The 16177-nt window shown below is 70.9% G+C and carries 17 protein-coding genes; 10 read left to right on the top strand and 7 right to left on the bottom strand.

The window, feature by feature from the left end; all coding sequences use genetic code 11:
• Positions 1 to 8 precede the first annotated feature (8 nt).
• Positions 9 to 1211 (bottom strand): MFS transporter, encoded by a 1203-nt coding sequence (locus tag AB0K34_RS07960; RefSeq protein ID WP_364546403.1) that lies wholly within the window; start codon positions 1209 to 1211, stop codon positions 9 to 11.
• A 99-nt stretch (positions 1212 to 1310) separates the two neighbouring features.
• Between AB0K34_RS07960 and AB0K34_RS07955 the strand changes: the two genes are divergently transcribed.
• The gene (locus AB0K34_RS07955) at positions 1311 to 2396 is read left to right on the top strand and encodes a helix-turn-helix domain-containing protein (RefSeq protein ID WP_364546400.1); all 1086 of its coding nucleotides are present in this window, start codon (positions 1311 to 1313) and stop codon (positions 2394 to 2396) included.
• Between the two features lie 879 nt (positions 2397 to 3275).
• Here the strand turns inward: AB0K34_RS07955 and AB0K34_RS07950 are convergent.
• The gene (locus AB0K34_RS07950; RefSeq protein WP_364546397.1) at positions 3276 to 4370 is read right to left on the bottom strand and encodes an acyl-CoA desaturase; all 1095 of its coding nucleotides are present in this window, start codon (positions 4368 to 4370) and stop codon (positions 3276 to 3278) included.
• A 287-nt stretch (positions 4371 to 4657) separates the two neighbouring features.
• On the opposite strand from AB0K34_RS07950, the gene AB0K34_RS07945 reads away from it, so the two are divergent.
• Together AB0K34_RS07945 and AB0K34_RS07940 are read left to right on the top strand one after the other, a co-directional pair.
• Positions 4658 to 5401 (top strand): GAF domain-containing protein, encoded by a 744-nt coding sequence (locus AB0K34_RS07945; RefSeq protein WP_364546394.1) that lies wholly within the window; start codon positions 4658 to 4660, stop codon positions 5399 to 5401.
• A 102-nt stretch (positions 5402 to 5503) separates the two neighbouring features.
• Positions 5504 to 6271 (top strand): GAF and ANTAR domain-containing protein, encoded by a 768-nt coding sequence (locus AB0K34_RS07940; protein WP_138635666.1) that lies wholly within the window; start codon positions 5504 to 5506, stop codon positions 6269 to 6271.
• Positions 6272 to 6373: 102 nt separating this feature from the next.
• On the opposite strand, the gene AB0K34_RS07935 is transcribed toward AB0K34_RS07940, so the two are convergent.
• The gene (locus tag AB0K34_RS07935; protein ID WP_364546390.1) at positions 6374 to 6751 is read right to left on the bottom strand and encodes an STAS domain-containing protein; all 378 of its coding nucleotides are present in this window, start codon (positions 6749 to 6751) and stop codon (positions 6374 to 6376) included.
• A 579-nt stretch (positions 6752 to 7330) separates the two neighbouring features.
• Here AB0K34_RS07935 and AB0K34_RS07930 point away from each other — a divergent pair.
• Positions 7331 to 8299 carry a YihY/virulence factor BrkB family protein gene (locus AB0K34_RS07930; protein ID WP_364546388.1) on the top strand — a complete coding sequence of 323 codons (969 nt, stop codon included), beginning with the start codon at positions 7331 to 7333 and terminating at the stop codon, positions 8297 to 8299.
• A gap of 29 nt (positions 8300 to 8328) precedes the next feature.
• Here AB0K34_RS07930 and AB0K34_RS07925 read toward each other — a convergent pair whose 3' ends face one another.
• Positions 8329 to 8568, bottom strand: coding sequence for a hypothetical protein (locus AB0K34_RS07925; protein WP_364546385.1), 240 nt, complete (start codon positions 8566 to 8568; stop codon positions 8329 to 8331).
• A gap of 516 nt (positions 8569 to 9084) precedes the next feature.
• Here AB0K34_RS07925 and AB0K34_RS07920 point away from each other — a divergent pair.
• The 3 genes from AB0K34_RS07920 to AB0K34_RS07910 are packed head-to-tail and all read left to right on the top strand — an operon-like array spanning position 9085 to position 10545.
• Positions 9085 to 9459, top strand: coding sequence for a lipopolysaccharide assembly protein LapA domain-containing protein (locus AB0K34_RS07920; protein ID WP_138635669.1), 375 nt, complete (start codon positions 9085 to 9087; stop codon positions 9457 to 9459).
• Positions 9460 to 9506: 47 nt separating this feature from the next.
• The gene (locus AB0K34_RS07915; protein WP_138635670.1) at positions 9507 to 10088 is read left to right on the top strand and encodes a DUF5994 family protein; all 582 of its coding nucleotides are present in this window, start codon (positions 9507 to 9509) and stop codon (positions 10086 to 10088) included.
• A 58-nt stretch (positions 10089 to 10146) separates the two neighbouring features.
• The gene (locus AB0K34_RS07910) at positions 10147 to 10545 is read left to right on the top strand and encodes an STAS domain-containing protein (protein WP_171068916.1); all 399 of its coding nucleotides are present in this window, start codon (positions 10147 to 10149) and stop codon (positions 10543 to 10545) included.
• 176 nt (positions 10546 to 10721) lie between these two features.
• Here AB0K34_RS07910 and AB0K34_RS07905 read toward each other — a convergent pair whose 3' ends face one another.
• Complete coding sequence (locus AB0K34_RS07905; protein WP_364546380.1) at positions 10722 to 11960, bottom strand: PP2C family protein-serine/threonine phosphatase; 1239 nt, start codon at positions 11958 to 11960, stop codon at positions 10722 to 10724.
• 186 nt (positions 11961 to 12146) lie between these two features.
• Here AB0K34_RS07905 and AB0K34_RS07900 point away from each other — a divergent pair, with 186 nt between their 5' ends.
• The gene (locus AB0K34_RS07900; RefSeq protein ID WP_364546378.1) at positions 12147 to 12443 is read left to right on the top strand and encodes a hypothetical protein; all 297 of its coding nucleotides are present in this window, start codon (positions 12147 to 12149) and stop codon (positions 12441 to 12443) included.
• 294 nt (positions 12444 to 12737) lie between these two features.
• A complete protein-coding gene (locus AB0K34_RS07895; RefSeq protein ID WP_364546375.1) occupies positions 12738 to 12923 on the top strand; it encodes a hypothetical protein in 186 nt (61 codons plus the stop codon).
• Here the strand turns inward: AB0K34_RS07895 and AB0K34_RS07890 are convergent.
• Both AB0K34_RS07890 and AB0K34_RS07885 read right to left on the bottom strand, forming a co-directional pair.
• On the bottom strand, positions 12889 to 13494 hold the full coding sequence (locus AB0K34_RS07890; RefSeq protein ID WP_364546372.1) for a GAF domain-containing protein: 606 nt from the start codon (positions 13492 to 13494) through the stop codon (positions 12889 to 12891). The genes AB0K34_RS07895 and AB0K34_RS07890 overlap by 35 nt on opposite strands.
• A gap of 101 nt (positions 13495 to 13595) precedes the next feature.
• The gene (locus AB0K34_RS07885) at positions 13596 to 14003 is read right to left on the bottom strand and encodes an STAS domain-containing protein (protein ID WP_179271810.1); all 408 of its coding nucleotides are present in this window, start codon (positions 14001 to 14003) and stop codon (positions 13596 to 13598) included.
• Positions 14004 to 14467: 464 nt separating this feature from the next.
• Here AB0K34_RS07885 and AB0K34_RS07880 point away from each other — a divergent pair, with 464 nt between their 5' ends.
• Positions 14468 to 16177, top strand: a complete 1710-nt coding sequence (locus AB0K34_RS07880) for a SpoIIE family protein phosphatase (RefSeq protein ID WP_301176863.1) — start codon at positions 14468 to 14470, stop codon at positions 16175 to 16177.

Genomic DNA, 16177 nt, shown 5'->3' with positions numbered 1-16177 from the left:
CGCCTGGCCTACTCCCGGTCACCCTTCTCGGTGGTGACTGCGGTGGCGGAGAGGAGGGTTGCGGCGGTGAGGGTGCCCCAGAGGGCGGCCGGGCCGTGGGAGGCGAGGGCGGTGATGGCCGCCGGGGAGACGGCGAGGCCGAAGCCCGTGGAGAGTTGGAAGCGGGCGAGTGCGCGTCCCAGGACATGGGCCGGGACGAGAGCGGTGACGAGTGCCGTGGCACTGCCCGCGTAGATGATCTCGCCGAGGGTGCAGGCCACGGACACCGCGGCGACGGCCGGAGCGCTCCAGACGTGTCCCGGTGAGGTGACCGCGAGGAAGCCGAGGTAGGACGCGGCGAGCACCACGCCGGCGAGAGCCAGCACAGTCCGTCGAGGGAGGCGGGACATCAGGACGGTGACCGGTACCTGAAGGGTGACCACCAGCACGGTGTTGGCCACGAAGATGGCCGCCGCCCACACCGGCGACGCGTGCAACTGCGTCACCAGCACGAGGGGGACAGCGATTTCGGGGACGTTCAAGCAGAAGACGTAGACCACATTGGCGGCCAGCAGCGCGCGCATCCGTGGCGCGGGCGCCTCGGCCCTGTCCTCGGCCGGGGAGGCGGCCGGTCGCGCGTGCACATGGACCGACCATGCCAAGGCCGCCGCAGCGAGATAGGCGAGCCCGGTGACGGCTGCCAGCGCCTGCAACGCGGTGGTGCCGGCCGCCAGGCATGCGGTGGCAAGGAGTGCGCCCACGCCCAGGCCGGCGTTGCGCAGGGCGCGGCCGGCCGCGAGAGCGGCGTCGCGTTCGCGGCCGTGAGCGACTGTTGCCACGAGAGCCGCATGGGCGGCCGGCCATGCCTGGTTGCCGATGCCGAGGAAGAGCGCCGCCGTCGCGAACAACCAGGCGTGCCCCGCCGGAGTGGCCAGCAGCAGCGCCACGCCCAGCACCCGTACCAGCATCGATGCTGCCACGACCGTGCTGCGTGCGCCCCCGTCCAGCCACCGGCCGACTCCGGGCATGCACATCAGACCCACCACGACGCCGACCGTCATGGCGATGCCGGTAGCCGGCGCGGACAGTTCCAGCACCGTCACCCCGTAGAGCAGCAGGAAGGGCCGCAGCAATCCGGTGCCGAGCGCGTCCACGGCCAGGGCGATGGCATAGCGGGGGCCTCCGGAGCCGCGGACGAGGGCGCGCGGCTGGAGCTTGGTGGTGGTCGCCATGGCGTCCACGGTGCGTCCGGCCGCCGGGCATGCCGCGACGGTTGACGGACACCGTCAATCGACGCGTTCACCGGCCGTCCGACCAGCGATGATGGCGGGATGACGTTGAGGATCGACATCAGCGGCCCGGCGTCCGGGCGGCTGCGGTTCGCCGTCTCCCCACTGGCCGAGCTGACCGCGATGCTGCACGTGCTGGCCGAACCCGGGCACCACCCGCAGCACGCGGGCTGGGCCGGGGACGTCTGGGCCGGGCTGCGACCCGAACTGGCCGAGCGGCTCAGGGAGGCGGAGTTCCTCTGGCGTTCCTCGCGAGCCGACTTCCTGGTCCCCGCCCGTCCCCGTCCGACCCTCGCCGAGGAGCTGGACGATGTGGACCGGATCGACGATGAGACCTATGTGACCGCCGCGCTCATCACCACCTGCGGCAGCAACCGGGTCCACTTCACCGGGCCGTCGCCGCTCGCCGACGCGACAGCCCGCGAACAGGCCCTGGACCGGGCCCAGGCCCGCGGCGCGCTCCAAGAGGCTTTCGCGGAGCGGCTGCTCGCGGACCCGGCCGCCGTGCGGGCACGAGTACGCCACACCCTCGAACAATGCGCCGAGGCATTCTTCGACGCCGCCTGGACGAGCGTCGCCGTGCAACTGGCCACCGACCTGCGCCTGAAGAACGACCTGCTGAAGCGCCAGGGCATCGGGGCGGCGCTCGCATCTGTCTCCAGCGCCGTGACCCTGGCACCGGACGGCGACCGCATCATCGTGGACAAGCTGCAGGACAACGCGACCACCGCCCACGACACCGGGGTCACCTTCCTCCCCAGCGTCTTCGGCCGCCCGCACCTGGTGGCGGTCCACGCGCCCGGATGGCGTCCGGTGGTGCAGTACCCCGTGGCGGAGGCGAGCCCACCGGAGCCGGTATCACTGGAAACGGTCACGCTGCGGCTGGACGCACTAGCGCATCCGGTACGGCTGCGGCTGCTGCGCACTCTGGCCCGCGGCCCTCACACCACCGGCGAACTGGCCCAAGCCTGGGAACTCACGCCCCCCGAGGTGTCCCGCCACCTAGCCGACCTGCGCCGCGCGGGCCTGCTCACAGCCCGGCGGCAGGGACGGTACGTCCGCTACACCCTCAACCTGCCCGAACTGACAGCGCTGGGCCCCGACCTTCTGGCCGCCCTACTGCGCTGAGCATCTTCGACGGCGACGATCGCACGCCTGTCTACGGTGTACCCCCTACGGAATACCGCGCGCATGGCTGCACGCACAACCCCGCCACCCACCGCTGCCAACTAACGATCCCGGCCCGCTTCCCAATCCCGTAACCGTGCGCGGCCGTGTTGCCGGGGCAACCACGACCATTAGCGCATGCCACCGACACCTTAAACGAAGATGTCTGCCGCGTCATGCTGAGGGTTTGCCGTAGCCGTAGTGGCATAGTGGTGTTTTGGCTCCCGACTTGCCAGGCCGAGCCCACTGCAGGGAAGGCCCGCCGGCCGACTCGTATGATCGAGCGTCCGCGCAACTTGGACTACGAGTCATGGGGCCTCCCTGGACTCAGAGCTTTCCGCATCGAGCCGTGCCAGCTCGCTCCGCAGCTGTTCAGCTTCGGCTTCCTTTTGTTTCAAACGCCTTTGTAGGCTAGTGCGGGAAGGTGGCTTCGGCTTCTTGGGTTCTGCCTTCTTTGGAATCAGCCAGCCGACGCGCTGGTAAGCAACGATGTAGCGTACGCTGACGCAGGCGTGGCAAGTTGTGTCCGGTTGGGGAGTCGGCCAGCCCAGGTCAAGCATTCGCCTCATGTGCTCGTGGATTCCTTGATCATCCTGGACCTGTAGAGTTGGGGAAGATTCAAAATCAGCGACCATTTTCCGCAGTCTCTCCGGGTGACGTGGGATAGGTCTTCCCGTGTCGGTTCGAACCAAGTACGGGATCTGCTATGGACCGGCTCCACCCTCCACCCCGCCCAACGCCCGCCTAACAATTCCATCCCCCTTCCCGATCCCGTGACCGCGTGTCGATGGAGTGACCGGGTCCGGTCACGCAAGGTTCCGGTGGGACTGGCCGGCGGGGTCAGTACTCCAGTTCGGGACGCAACGGCCCGCCGACGGCATGGAGATGGCGCAGCGCCTGCGCGTAGGACTGGAGGAGACCGGTCTCGCAATAGGTGATGCCGTGGCGTTCGCTGAAGGTGCGCACCAGCGTCTGCGCGCGGCGCAGGTTGGGCCGCGGCATGGACGGGAACAGGTGGTGCTCGATCTGGTAGTTCAGCCCGCCGAGCGCGAGATCGGTGATCCGGCCACCGCGGATGTTGCGCGCGGTCAGGATCTGCCGGCGCAGGAAGTCGGTCTTGTCGTTCCTGCCGAGCATCGGCATGCCCTTGTGGTTGGGGGCGAAAGAACAGCCTAGGTACAGGCCGAACAGGCCCTGCTGGAGGAGGAGGAAGCCTATGGCTTGCAGTGGAGGGAGTACCCAGAACAGGGCGGTGAGATATCCGCCGATGTGGGCGAGCAGCAGACCGCCCTCGGCCAAGCGGGCCCTGCCCGGCCCGCGCGCGGTGGCCGTGCGGCCGAGCAGGGCGCGGGCCCCCGCGAGATGCAGGTGGAACCCTTCCAGCAGCAGCATCGGGAAGAACAGCCATGCCTGGTGCCGGGCCAGCCAGGCGCCGGGGCCGTGCCGGGCCCGAGCGCTCTCGCGGGTGAAGGTGAGTGCTCCGGTCGCGATGTCGGGATCGCGGTCGACCTGATTGGGGTGGGCGTGATGCCGGTTGTGCTTGGAGATCCACCACCCGTAGCTGAGCCCGACCAGCAGGTTGCCGTGCAGCCGCCCCAGCAGCTCGTTCACCCGCTTGGAGCCGGATATCTGCTGGTGGCCCGCGTCGTGCCCGAGGAAGGCGGTCTGGGTGAAGGCGACTGCCAGGAACGCCGCCACCGCCAGTTGCCACCAGGACGGCCCGATCAGCGCGAAGGCCGCCCAACCGGCCGCCAGCAGGACGAGATTTGAGACGATCTTGACTGTGTAGTAGCCCGGCCGCCGGGTCAGCAGCCCGGCCCGCTTCACCTCGCGGGACAGCAGCGCGTAGTCGCTGCCCCGCGGAACCGCTTCGCCACGGCCCCGGGCGGGGGCACCACCGGGGGTCGGAGCGTCCGTGGTCGCGCTTGTGGTCACACTGTCTTCTTCCATTCGGGCGAGCATTCCCCAGAGGGCACGCCCATCACTTCCAGTGGAACCTGCTGGCCTGGGATGCCGACACAGGCGATCTGAGCAGGGCTTATCGGCAGAGCTGATCGCCGGGCGGCCGTGGGCCGGTAAGCCCGGGTGCCGTTGGCCGTCACCGGCGTGAACCACGATGGCTGCCGGTGTTCGGCGCCCGTCGACGCTGTTCGGGAGGCTGTGGGACGCTGGGGCCGAGGTGTGGCCATCCGGTCGCTTCGGACAGTGGGCGGTGAGCGGCGATGCCGACGGCGGGCGAGGCGCGGGCGGCCCGGTTGTGGGCGTTGGTCGCCGGGTGCGCGGACGGAGAGACGGTGTCGCCCGCGCACGTGTGCCAGGCGGCCGTGGCGGCGGTAGAGGTGGACGGGGCGGCGGTGTCGGTGGCGACCCGGCCGGACCGGCGGCAGCGGGCGCACGCCACCGACGCGGTGGCCGCGTTCTTGGAGGAGCAGCAGTTCACCCTGGGGGAAGGTCCCGGCATCGAGGCCGGTGCCCTTGGAGGCCAGGTGCTGGTCGCCGATGTCTCCTCGCCGGCCGTCGCCTCCCGGTGGCCGGTGTTCGCGCCGGTGGCCACCGCGGCCGGAGTACGGGCGATGTTCGCCTTCCCGCTGCAGGTGGGGGCGATCCGGCTGGGCACCCTCACCATGTACAGGGTCAGGCCGGGACCGCTGACCGCGGAGCAGGTCGCCGACGCCGTGACGCTGTGCCGGACGGCGGTGGCGGTGATGCTGACCGCGGGCCGGACCTCGCCGGACGGTGCGGCCTCGGATCAGGGGGTGTGGCCGCTGGGCGGGCCGGGTGAGGGCAGGATCGAGGTGTATCAGGCGACCGGGATGGTCGCCGTGCAGCTGGGCGTCGGTCTGCAGGACGCGTTCGCGGCGCTGCGCGCCCGCGCCTTCACCGACGGTGTCCCGCTGGCCGGGCTGGCCCGCCAGGTGGTGGACCGCCGGTTGCGGTTCCACCCCGACGATCTTCCCGAGGGCTGACGACACGATGGATCGACACGATGATCACTGTGGTCTACGAGAGACGACGTCACACGACAGGAACCCCCCAGCCACTGGGCCGAGGAAATGGATTGAGCAGCCATGCCACAGCAACAACGACTCGCTGAGGTGTTCGTCGAGCTGGCCGACACCCTGGTGGTCGATTTCGATCTCATCGAGTTCCTGCACCGGCTGGCGGAGCGCTGCGTGGAACTGCTGGAGGTCGAGGCGGCCGGGATCCTGCTCACCGACCAGGCCGACGAGCTGCAGGTGATCGCGGCCTCCAGCGAACAGACCCGGCTGCTGGAGTTGTTCCAGCTCCAGTCCCGGCAGGGCCCCTGCCTGGACTGCTTCGCCACCGGCCGGCCCGTCAGGGTCGCCGACCTGGCCGCCGAGGCCTCCCGGTGGCCGCTGTTCAGCGCCGCGGCCCTCGACGCCGGTTACGGCGGGGTGGTAGCGCTGCCGATGCGGATGCGAGAGCGGATCATCGGCGCGATGAACCTGTTCACCGCCCCCTCTACGGTCCTGGCCGTCGACGAGGCGACCACGGTCCAGTCGCTGGGGCAGGCGATGGCCGACGTGGCCACCATCGGCATCCTGGGCGAACGCGCGGCCCGCGAACATCAACTGCTGTCCCAGCAACTGCAGATCGCGCTCAACAGCCGTGTGATCATCGAGCAGGCCAAGGGCATGCTCGCCGAACGCCACCAGACCTCACTCGATCAGGCCTTCGCCGCTCTGCGCGCCCAAGCCCGCAACACCAACCGCAAACTCGCCGACCTCGCACAGGCCGTCATCGACGACGACCCCGCCGTGGCGGGCCTCCTGCACCCGCAGCACGATCCCGGCCGCCCCGTCGACAACGGTTGACCACGGAACGGTGACGGCGAGGCGGCGACGAGCACGCGGAACGCCGGCCCGCTCGGCGGCCACCGCGGCGGATGCCTCCACACGGACGGAGCGCTGGGCAGGTCAGCCGTCGGGGGCGCCTTCCGGACGCTGCGCCGTCCGGTCGTCACGTCGGCGCAGCGCCGCCAACGCGTCCGCCGGCTCCGGATGCAGGGCGATGACGTCGTCGATGCCGGTAATGCGAAGAACGCGGTCGACCCGCCCTGTGGCTCCGGCCAGGCTCAGGGCCAGCCGCTGATCGCGGGCGTGCTTGAAAGCCTTGACCAGTGCCGTGATGCCACCGGCGTCGCAGAACCTGAGGCGGGTGAGGTCGATGACCACGCCGCTGCTCGGGGCGGCGCCGGCGTGGCCGGCGGACGCGCTGGTGATCATGGTGCTGAGCCGGACGGCCAGCCAGTCGCTGTTGGAAGCGTCGATCTCGCCGGCGAGGGCCAGCAGCATCGCGGTCGACCCGGCACCGCACTCCACGTCCGTCCGCCGGAGACTGACCTGCGCCCCGGCTCGGACGCGGTCGTCGGCCGCGGTGTCCGGAATCGCCCGTGTTTCCGGTGGAACCGAGGATGGGGGCGAGGATTCGAACGCCGTCATGGCAGCCCTCCCTGGAGCGTACGCATTTACGCCGCCAGGGTCTGGAGCGGCCCGACAGACGGCTACCGCCGTCACACGCAGCATAGGCCGCCCACAAGTTGCGGTCTAACCCTGTGGTCGTGTCCGCACCTTTCCGGCCCGTGGCCGGTAAGGGGAGGCGGTGGGAGGACCGCGCCGGGACCGGAGAAAGCGCGTACTCGCGCACGGCGGTCGACCGGCAGCCCTGCTCGTGCCTGAACTCGTCCGCGCACGCCGAGGAAGGGGGCCGCGGGTGACCGCGATGCCGGAAATCACGCCGGATGCCGCCCGTCGGCAGCGCCGGGATCTCGGGGAGGCCGGTGAGGGACAGGAGACGGCCGCTCGACCGGACCGGCGGTCGAGCGTTGGGCGCGCTGATGAGGGAAGAAGAGCCGTGTGGGAGTGGTCTGCCGGATGGACGCCTATCAGAGGCGGCATCGCTGGGCGGGTCTGCCGCTGGCGGTGGTGTACAAGTTCGTGGACGACCAGGGCGCGTATCTCACGGCATTGATCACCTATTACGGGTTCGTGTCGCTGTTTCCGCTGCTGCTGCTTCTTGTCACCGCGCTGGGGTTCGCGCTGGAGGGCAACCCGGGGCTGCAGCAAAGCGTACTGGATTCGGCGCTCGCGCAGTTCCCGGTCCTCGGGGACCAGATCGGCGCGAACATCCATTCCTTCCACGGCAGCATCCTGGCTCTGGCCACGGGTGTCGTAGGCAGCCTCTACGGCGGCCTGGGCGTCGTACAGGCCACGCAGAACGCCTTGAACAAGATGTGGGGAGTGCCGCGCAACTCCCGGCCCAACCCGATCGCCGCCAGGGTGCGCAGCTTGGCGCTGCTGGCGGTCGGCGGCGCGGTGATCCTGGTGACCACGCTGCTGTCGGCGGTGACCGCATCCGGTGGCGTCTTCGGTGCCGGCGCCGGTGTGCGGGCGGCGGCGATCCTGGTGGCCGTCGCCGTCAACGTCGTGCTGTTCACCGTCGCGTTCCGGGTGCTGACCGCCCGGCGGCTCACCATCGCGCAGGTCCGGACAGGAGCGGTCACCGCGGCGCTGGTCTGGCAGATCATTCAGTGGGTCGGCGCGTTCCTGCTCGGCCACATGCTCACCGGCGCCAGCGCCACCTACGGCATGTTCGGCATCGTCCTCGGCCTGCTGACGTGGATCTATCTGGGCGCGGCCACCTTCGTGCTGAGCGCCGAGATCAACGTCGTCCGCGAGCGGCGGTTGTGGCCCCGCAGCCTGCTGACGCCCTTCACCGACAACGTCGAGCTGACCGCCGGGGACCGGCGCGCCTACACCTCCTACGCCGAGACCGAACGTCACAAAGGCTTCGAGAACGTCGACGTGGAGTTCGACCCGCCTCGACGCGACGACGCGGAGTGACCTCCGGGCCCCCCGCGCGCCGGGCCGCGTCAGCGGCGGGCGATCCGGCGTCCGCCGCCGGTGCCGGGCCGATAGTCCAGCCCGTAGTGCCGGAAGACGGCCTCCTCGTCCTCGGCCGGCAGGACGTCGTCGGTGCCGATCGTTGGGCAGTGCCTGACCAGCGCCTTGTCGTAGGCGACCCGGACGTGGCCGGGCCCGGCGGTCGCACCGTCCAGCGGAACGAAGGTCAATCGGTGGCGGGTGGGCATGCCGATCCGCACGGTGGCCATGGCGGCCTCGTCGGTGCTGGTGTCGACGTGAACGGACTCCAGTGTGCCGATCTAGTTTCCGCCAGAGTCGAGGGCGGTCTGGGTGCGCCATTCCCGGATGTCGGCCAGTCGGATCATCATGGCTCCTTACACCGGGCTCGACGGTCCGCTCGTCCAGGGCCGCCCGCTCGGGGAGGAGTAGACGGCCCTGGCGCGTCCGGCCCGACCTCCCCCGGGCAGTGCGGGCCGGCCATGTCCAGCGAAGCGCGACGCCCCGGGGACGGACACAGTCAATCCATGCATAACTCATCACTCGCGCCGATAGCCCGTCGCCTCGACCGGAAAACAGCAGAAATGGGAGGTGGGTTTCTCGCCCCCGGCGCTGCCGGTTGCGATGCGTGAGTGAAGCGCTCGGAAACTATCTGCGTTTTCCGCATATCGGCAATTAGTCGAGTAGGATAAAAGTATCCGGCAAACGGCGACATCCTGTTCTGAGGGTTGATCTGCCACGCCGGCCGCCCCCTGAGAGGGGGAGTCATGCAGATCTCGCACAGGCCGCACATCAACGGGCGCGCTGGGCAGACCGGTTCAGCGTCCCGGCTCAACCCACCTGACCCCGGAGTCCTCCCCGATCGGCGCGAGCCGACGCCCGCGCAGCGGACGGTGACGGCGGTCCGCACCAGCGTGGTGTGGTCAGAGCTGTGGGCCGTCGCGGCCATCTCGGTCCTCTTCATGGTGCTCGTGGTGAGCAACACCGGCGATGTGCGGGTCTCGTTCGCCGGGCTGAGCGGCGCCCTGCCGCTGGCGATCGTGCTCATGGCCGCCATGGCCGCCGGGATCGCGATCACCCTGATCCTGGGAGCCGCCCGCCTCACGCAACTGCGCCCGCTGACCCGCAAGCGCCTCCGCTGAGCACCCCCAGCCGCCGCACCGATCGGAAACCGAGGAAGGCGCCCGCCATGTGGACCACCGCCGAACGCCGCACCACGATCAGCTTGTCACCGCCCTCGACGCCGCGGCTGCTGCTGCGCCCCTCGGCCCCTCCCGGCTCGGCGCGGACTGTGCTGGACGGCGGCTGGTGGCCCCGGTCGGCCGACCCGGTCGCGGAACTGCCGGGCCTGATCCTGGCACTGCAGGACCACGGCCCCATCGACGACCACCGCCCCATCACTCACGTCCTGCTCCGGGCGGACGACTGGGACAGCCGTCCCCGCCGGTTGCGCATCGACGGCCCGGCCGACACCCGGGTGGTGCGGCTGAGCTGGTTCGACTCCCTGCCCTCGGGGCTGCTGACCGCGATCCACGCCGACGGCCGGCGCGTGGACCTGTTCACCGTCCCGGCCGCCACGCCCCGGGACGAGGCCGAGGCGTCGATGGAGTTGGCGTCCGACCCTCACAACGTCCTGCACACCCCTGACCTGCTGGCCGCCCTCGCCTCACCACCCGGCCGGGCGAACCGCCGGGCCGGCCCCCCGGACGGCTCGGAGTGCGCCTGGGAGTCCGAGGGCGGGCGGCTCCGAGAACAGTCCGCGGCACGTTGATCCGGCCCGCTGCCCCGGGCCGCCCGGCACTATGGACCATCTGCGATCGGAGATCGCCATGACCGCTCTCATCACCATCCCGCGTCCTGCCCGAGCTTTGGCCCGGGCCCCCGATGAGGTGAGGACGCCCGCCCGCCAGCGCCCCGGCCACACCATCGTCGCGTTGTCGGGCGCCCTGGACGGCGCCGCGGCTCCAGCGTTGCGCGAGCACCTGATCGGCGCGTTGCGGCGCAGCGGCCGCCTGCTGATCCTCGACCTGGGGGAGGTGGCGTCCGCCGACGCGGCCGGATTGGCCGTACTGGTCGGCATCCGGCGCCGCGCCGCCGTACTCGGCATCACCCTCCGGCTCGTCGCCCTCCGCCCTCAGGTCGCCGCGCTGCTCCGCGCCACCGCGCTCGACCGCGCACTCGCCGTCTACCCCGATCCGGATTCGCTCTCGGAAGCGCCTGCCCGATGACCATGAAGGACGAATATCTGCGGCTGATGAGGGGTCTCGTCGGCGGCATGGCCATTGCGGTCGCCCTCGTCTGTGCGCTCATCGCGGCGGTCGTCTTCCTCTCCTGACGCGGCCGAGGGCAAGGAACCACATCGTGCTGGGCGCTCGGTCGACCCGGCCGGCCCGGGATCTTTCGGTCACAAGAGTGGTCGGGTGAGGTGGTCGGCGGTGCCGCCGCGCCATTCGATGAGGAAGAGGGTGGCGTCGTCGCTGGTGATCCCGCCTCGTTCGCGCATGAGGGTGTGGGAGAGGTCGTGCACCATCTGCTGGACGCTCGCGCTGGCGGGTCCGACGCGTTCGATGGTGGCGATCAGGCGGTCCTCGCCGAACAGTGCCCCGCCGGTGGTGTGCTCTTCGACGAGGCCGTCGGTGTAGGCCAGGACGCGGTCGCCGCGGCGCAGTTGCCGGGTGTTGATCTGGGGTTTCGAGCCGCCGAAGCCGACGGGCAGGGTGCCGGGGCCTTCCAGGGCGCCGATGACGCGGTGGTCGCGGATCAGCATCGGGGCGGGGTGGCCGGCGTTGACCCATTCCAGGTGGCCGGTGCCGATGTCGAGGCGCATCATCTGCGCGGTGACGAAGTGGTCGGGGCCGAACTGGTCGTCGATGGCGGTGTCCATGAATGCGTACAGTTCGGCGAGGCCGGGCTGGGCGCGTCTGGCGTGCCGGTAGGCGCCCACGGCAACGGTGGCCAGCACCGCGGCGTTGAGGCCGTGCCCCATCGCGTCGATCATGGCCAGGTGCAGGACGTTGTCGTTGAGGGCGTAGTCGAGGCTGTCGCCGGCGACGTCGTAGGCGGGTTCCAGGATTCCGGCGACGGCGACCTGCGGCGTGGTCATGGTGAGTGGGGGCAGCAGCGACCACTGGATCTCCGCGGACACGCTCATCGGCTTGCGTCGTCGCGCCCGCAGGAACTGGTCGGTGTAGTTGTTCTTGGTGACCAGCATGTCGGCGACCAAGCCCGCGAGTCGCCGCAGCAGCCGACGGTCGTCGTCGTCGACGCCGTCGAGGGTCAGGGCCATCACGCCGATCTCGTCGCTGCCGTCCAGCAGCGGCAGGAACATCCGCACTCCGTCGTCCTGCGGCTGCTCGACGGTGGTCTCCGACAGGAACGCGCGCCCGGCCGCAGACCCCTCCAGCGGCAGCGGTTCGCCGTCGGTGAGGCCCCTGCCCGGCAGCGGCACCAGACAGAGCTGGGCGTAGTCCTGCAGCAGGATCGAGACGTCCCGGCCGCCGATCGCGCGTATCTCCTCGGCAACCAGGGGGGCGATGAGCTGCGGCGGCATCTCGTGCGCCCGGTCCAGCAACTGGCCCAGCAGCCGCTCGCCGAAGCCTTCGCTGCGGTCGACCGCGTCCCCGGGCCCGCTCAGTTCCCCCACAGCCGTCTATGTGCCCTCCGACACCGGTGGTAACTCCAAGTGCCTGACAATGTGCAGAGTGGTGAGGGGCCGGGCGGCCGCGCGATCGTGGCGGGAGGGGCGTCAGCCTGTGACGACGTGATCCCGGGCCCTTTATGGTGGGTGGTAAGGGGCTGACGGACAGCCTGAGCCGAGGAGATGGGGCCGGTGAGCGGGACGATGCACCAGGTCTGGATCGAGGCCGGCGGGGGGCATGACATGGTCCGCGCCGATGCGATCGTGATGCTCCGGCTGGACGGGACCGGACGGCTGACCGCGCAGCTGCGCGACGACGCCAAGGTCAGTGTGACCCTGCTGGAGGGCTCGTCCGACGCCCGCCCGCCCGACGACTTCCACCGCCGGCTGATCCAGACCGTCGCCCAGCTCGCCGACTCCAGCGGCGGGCAACTCGTCCACCCGCGATATGAAGGAGGCGTCTGGAGCTGGACCAGCGAACCCCTCTAGGGGCATGCCGCGCAGGCACCGCTCGGCGGAGGAAGCTGCGTCAGGAGGACGGCGCCTGGGAATCCACGGCACGGTACCTGGTGCTTCTTGAGTTCAGAACGGGAAAGCGCCCCAAGGCGCCGGTGTGGAGCACGCGTCACCGCGTGGCAGACCGGCTCTGAGCGGGAACCGGCGGCGCGGCTGGAACGTTCCACTCGGTGGCTTCCGGGGGCGGCGAACGCGGGGAGGTGTGCGGGGCTATGCGGCTGGGTCTCGACCTGGCAGCGGCGTCGCTGATCGTCCGGGGAGAGCCGCGTGAAGATCACCTACCGGGAGATCGAGGACGGGGACCCCGAGTCCGACGCGGGCGAAGACGTGATTCCGGTCGATTCCGGGCCGGACCCCGTGCTCGAAGCCCATCGCGGGCGGCAGGACGAGGCCCGGGCCGGGTTTCCGCCTGGTCGTGTCATCTTCGCGCGGGCGGGGGGCGGAGGGCGATGATGGGTGCGCACGGGCTGTCTGGCCGGGTGGTTGTGCGTCGGTCTTCGGCGAGTTGGACCAGGCGGGCGGCGGTGTCGGCGAACAGCAGTAGTTGGCGGGCGGTGGAGGGGCTGAACGGCTCGGCGTTCGGCCGCGCGAGGACGGCGAGGACCCCGTGGGTGGCCTCGCCGTTGTCGAGCGGCAGGATCAGGATCGGCCCGGCCGGTAGGGCGCTGAGCGTCTGATCGGTGACGATTCGCGCCGACAGGGCCCGGCGGGCGCTGAACGCCCGGCCGAGCATCGACCGCCCGCGCCGGACCGTCAGCCCGCGTATCCGGTCGCTGCCGACACCGACCACGACATCGATCCGCAGGGTATGGGCCTCTTCGGCCGGCAGGGCGATGAATGCCAATGGAACGCCCGCCATGGAACGGGCCCGCTCGGCCACGAGCTTCAGCAGGCTGGGCAGGGCGGTCCCGTTCAGGACCGCCGCCATCAGGTCGAACGAGGCGGTCAGCCGCCGCCGGTCGGCCGCGCCCCGGGACATGCCCGCTGGGCCCCAGACGGTCGCCGGTAGTTCGTCGCCGGTCATGTCGTCATCCCGCTCTCTTCGCTGGCCGGGCCTTGATGTCGCGGGCCGCAGATCCGCACTGGCCGCGGCCCGGTTCGGTGCGTGCGGGCGCCTGCGCCCGGTCAGGCCGCGGTCGACCGGATGTCCGGGGTCGCGTCCTGGGCGTCGGTGGCGGAGGAACCGACCATGAACACGCGGTGCAGTCCGGTGGCCCGCAGCAGATCGGCCGGCTGTGGGCGGGGGCGGGCGAGGGTCAAGGCGGTGCCGGTCGCTTCGGCCCGGCGGCGTGCACCGACGAGCATCGCCAGTCCGGACGCGTCGCAGGACGTCACGTCCGACAGGTCGACGGTCACGTGCGCGCCGCAGTCCCGCAGCGCGGCGTACAGGCGTTCACGCAGGAACGGGGTCGAGGTCGCGTCGAGTTCGCCGCTTATGGCGATGACGGTGCGCTCGTTGAGCCGTTCAAGGGTCAGGTCGACGGGTTCGGCGGAATGGTCGGCCGTTTGGACGAGGTGGTGTTGCGGCGTCATGGCGCCGGACCTGTCTGGGCTGAAGCGCCCGAGTATGGAGAAACCAGGGGATGCGGGCTTGGCCGCCCGCATCGAGAAGACCCTCGTCACCGTGAGTCTACGCGCTTGCCTTGCCATCGCGCTGTGTGTGAGGCTCCGACTGACCCCGGCTTCAGAGACGAGCCTGGACGCTCGAGGACTCCTCTGGGCGCTCCTGATCCGCGCCCGGGGCGAGAACGATGAAAGGCGCAGGGACGGCGTATCGCTCTGAAGCGCCGGCTTCGGCCGGCCTGAATTGCCCGCCGACGAGTGCGGCCGCGGGCGGGTCGCGTCCGTTGGACGGGGGCGGGTCAGCGATGCCGGGCCCGGCCGGGCTCGTCCGGGACGCCCGGATCCCGGTGGGCGGATCCGATGGACGGCTCGCGCGTGGAGTGTCCGGGATGTGCCGAGGGGAATGGGTCTGGTGTCCGATCGAGGGGATGAGCATGACCGGGCAGGTGGACGATCGGCCGGGCGCCATTCATGACCGCTTGGTGGAGGCGATGAACTCCGGGGTCCTGGCGACCGACGAGCACGGCCGGATCACGGCGTGGAACCCGCGCGCCCGGGAACTGCTCGGCTACACACGCGACGAAGTGCTGGGCAGGCCGATGCACCGGCTTCTGCACCGGGACGCCGACGGGCACGTCCCTCCCGAACGGGACTGCCGCCTCATGCGCGGGTTGCGCACCGGCGTTCCCGATCAGGGGGACGGCCAGCGGTTCGCCCACCGGGACGGGCGGCTGATGATGTGCTCCTGGTCGTCGGCGCCGATCTACACCGGGGACCCGGGCCGGACCGGGCCCGTGGACGGGGCGGTGGCCGGGCTGGTCATCGTCTTCCAGGACGCCGCCGACCGGGTCGAGGCCGAGCGCGAGCGGCGCGAGCAGATGGCGCGAGTGCAGCGGGCCAATTCCCGGTTGAGGCTGGTCGCCGAGATCACGACGGTGCTGTCGTCCACGCTGAACGAGCGGGAGGCACTGCGGCGGCTGGTCCGGCTCGTGGTCCCCCATCTCGGGGACTGGGCCGAGGTCGATCTGCTGGTTCGCGACGGCCGCGTGGAGCGGGTGGCCGCGACGCACCACGAACTGTCCGCCGCCGACATCGCCGGGCTTGAGGGGCCGCTTCCGCCGCTCCCGCGCGTGCCGCGGGGACCGCTGGCCCAGGTGCTGCGCGGTGGCGCGGCGGTCGTGGTCAGCGGCGAGGCCGACGTGCGCTCCGACGAACCGCTGGACGCCGCCCAGCGCGAACTCTTCCAGGTCATGGACGCCCAGAGCGCGATCATCGCCCCGCTGGCCGCCCGAGGTGAGACCTACGGCGCGCTGACACTGGGCTACTCCCGCCCAGGGCACGGCTACGGGCCGAACGACCGGCTCGTCGTCGAGGACGTCGCGCGCCGCACCGGCCTTGTCCTGGCCAACGCCCGCCTGTACGCCGAGCAGCGCAACACCGCTGAGGCGATGCAGCGCAACCTCCTCACCCCTCTGCCGCAGCCGGGCGAGCTGCGGCTGGAGGCCCGGTATGTGCCCGCGGCCCGAGTCAGCTGGGTGGGCGGCGACTGGTACGACGCCTTCACGCTGCCCGGTGGCGCCATCGGAGTGGTCATCGGGGACATCGTGGGCCACGACCTGCAGGCCGCGGCGCGCATGGCCCAGGTTCGCAACATGCTCCGGGCCCTGGCCTGGGACACGACCGCGCTGCCCAGCACCGTGCTGGCCCGCTTGGACGGCGTCATGGCCGGCGTCAGCGACGCCGACCTGGCCACCGGCGTGTTCGGCCGCGTCGAAGAGGCCACCGGCGGGCGGTGGCGGCTGCGCTGGTGCAACGCCGGCCATCCACCGCCGCTCCTGATCACCGATGACGGCGGCACGCATTTCCTGGACGAGCACGGAATGCTTCTGGGCGACCCCGACCTCACCGGGACTCGTCCCGACGGCGCTCGTGTCCTTCCACCCCTGTCCACACTGCTGCTCTACACCGACGGCCTCGTCGAGACCCGCGACACCGACCTGTCCGACCGCCTCACCAGCCTCCGCCGCCACGGTTCCCACCTGGCCCAGCTTCCCCTGCCCGACCTGTGCGACCAGCTCCTGGAGCGCATAGAGCCCAGCGGCGAGGACGACGTCGCGCTCCTCGCCCTCCGCATCCCCGGCTGA

This window comes from Actinomadura sp. NPDC049382, assembly GCF_040677125.1.
Taxonomy (GTDB): domain Bacteria; phylum Actinomycetota; class Actinomycetes; order Streptosporangiales; family Streptosporangiaceae; genus Spirillospora; species Spirillospora geliboluensis.
Note: the sequence above shows the minus strand (reverse complement) of the source record. Positions and strands in the feature narration are given on the sequence as shown.

Bases quoted from the DNA above. Each gene is read 5' to 3' on its own strand.
- AB0K34_RS07945 (WP_364546394.1), top strand. From the start codon at position 4,658: ATGCCGACGGCGGGCGAGGCGCGGGCGGCCCGGTTGTGGGCGTTGGTC.
- AB0K34_RS07935 (WP_364546390.1), bottom strand. From the start codon at position 6,751: ATGCTGCTGGCCCTCGCCGGCGAGATCGACGCTTCCAACAGCGACTGG.
- AB0K34_RS07930 (WP_364546388.1), top strand. From the start codon at position 7,331: ATGGACGCCTATCAGAGGCGGCATCGCTGGGCGGGTCTGCCGCTGGCG.
- AB0K34_RS07910 (WP_171068916.1), top strand. From the start codon at position 10,147: ATGACCGCTCTCATCACCATCCCGCGTCCTGCCCGAGCTTTGGCCCGG.
- AB0K34_RS07960 (WP_364546403.1), bottom strand. From the start codon at position 1,211: ATGGCGACCACCACCAAGCTCCAGCCGCGCGCCCTCGTCCGCGGCTCC.
- AB0K34_RS07915 (WP_138635670.1), top strand. From the start codon at position 9,507: ATGTGGACCACCGCCGAACGCCGCACCACGATCAGCTTGTCACCGCCC.
- AB0K34_RS07885 (WP_179271810.1), bottom strand. From the start codon at position 14,003: ATGACGCCGCAACACCACCTCGTCCAAACGGCCGACCATTCCGCCGAA.
- AB0K34_RS07880 (WP_301176863.1), top strand. From the start codon at position 14,468: ATGACCGGGCAGGTGGACGATCGGCCGGGCGCCATTCATGACCGCTTG.
- AB0K34_RS07955 (WP_364546400.1), top strand. From the start codon at position 1,311: ATGACGTTGAGGATCGACATCAGCGGCCCGGCGTCCGGGCGGCTGCGG.
- AB0K34_RS07890 (WP_364546372.1), bottom strand. From the start codon at position 13,494: ATGACCGGCGACGAACTACCGGCGACCGTCTGGGGCCCAGCGGGCATG.
- AB0K34_RS07925 (WP_364546385.1), bottom strand. From the start codon at position 8,568: ATGGCCACCGTGCGGATCGGCATGCCCACCCGCCACCGATTGACCTTC.
- AB0K34_RS07940 (WP_138635666.1), top strand. From the start codon at position 5,504: ATGCCACAGCAACAACGACTCGCTGAGGTGTTCGTCGAGCTGGCCGAC.
- AB0K34_RS07920 (WP_138635669.1), top strand. From the start codon at position 9,085: ATGCAGATCTCGCACAGGCCGCACATCAACGGGCGCGCTGGGCAGACC.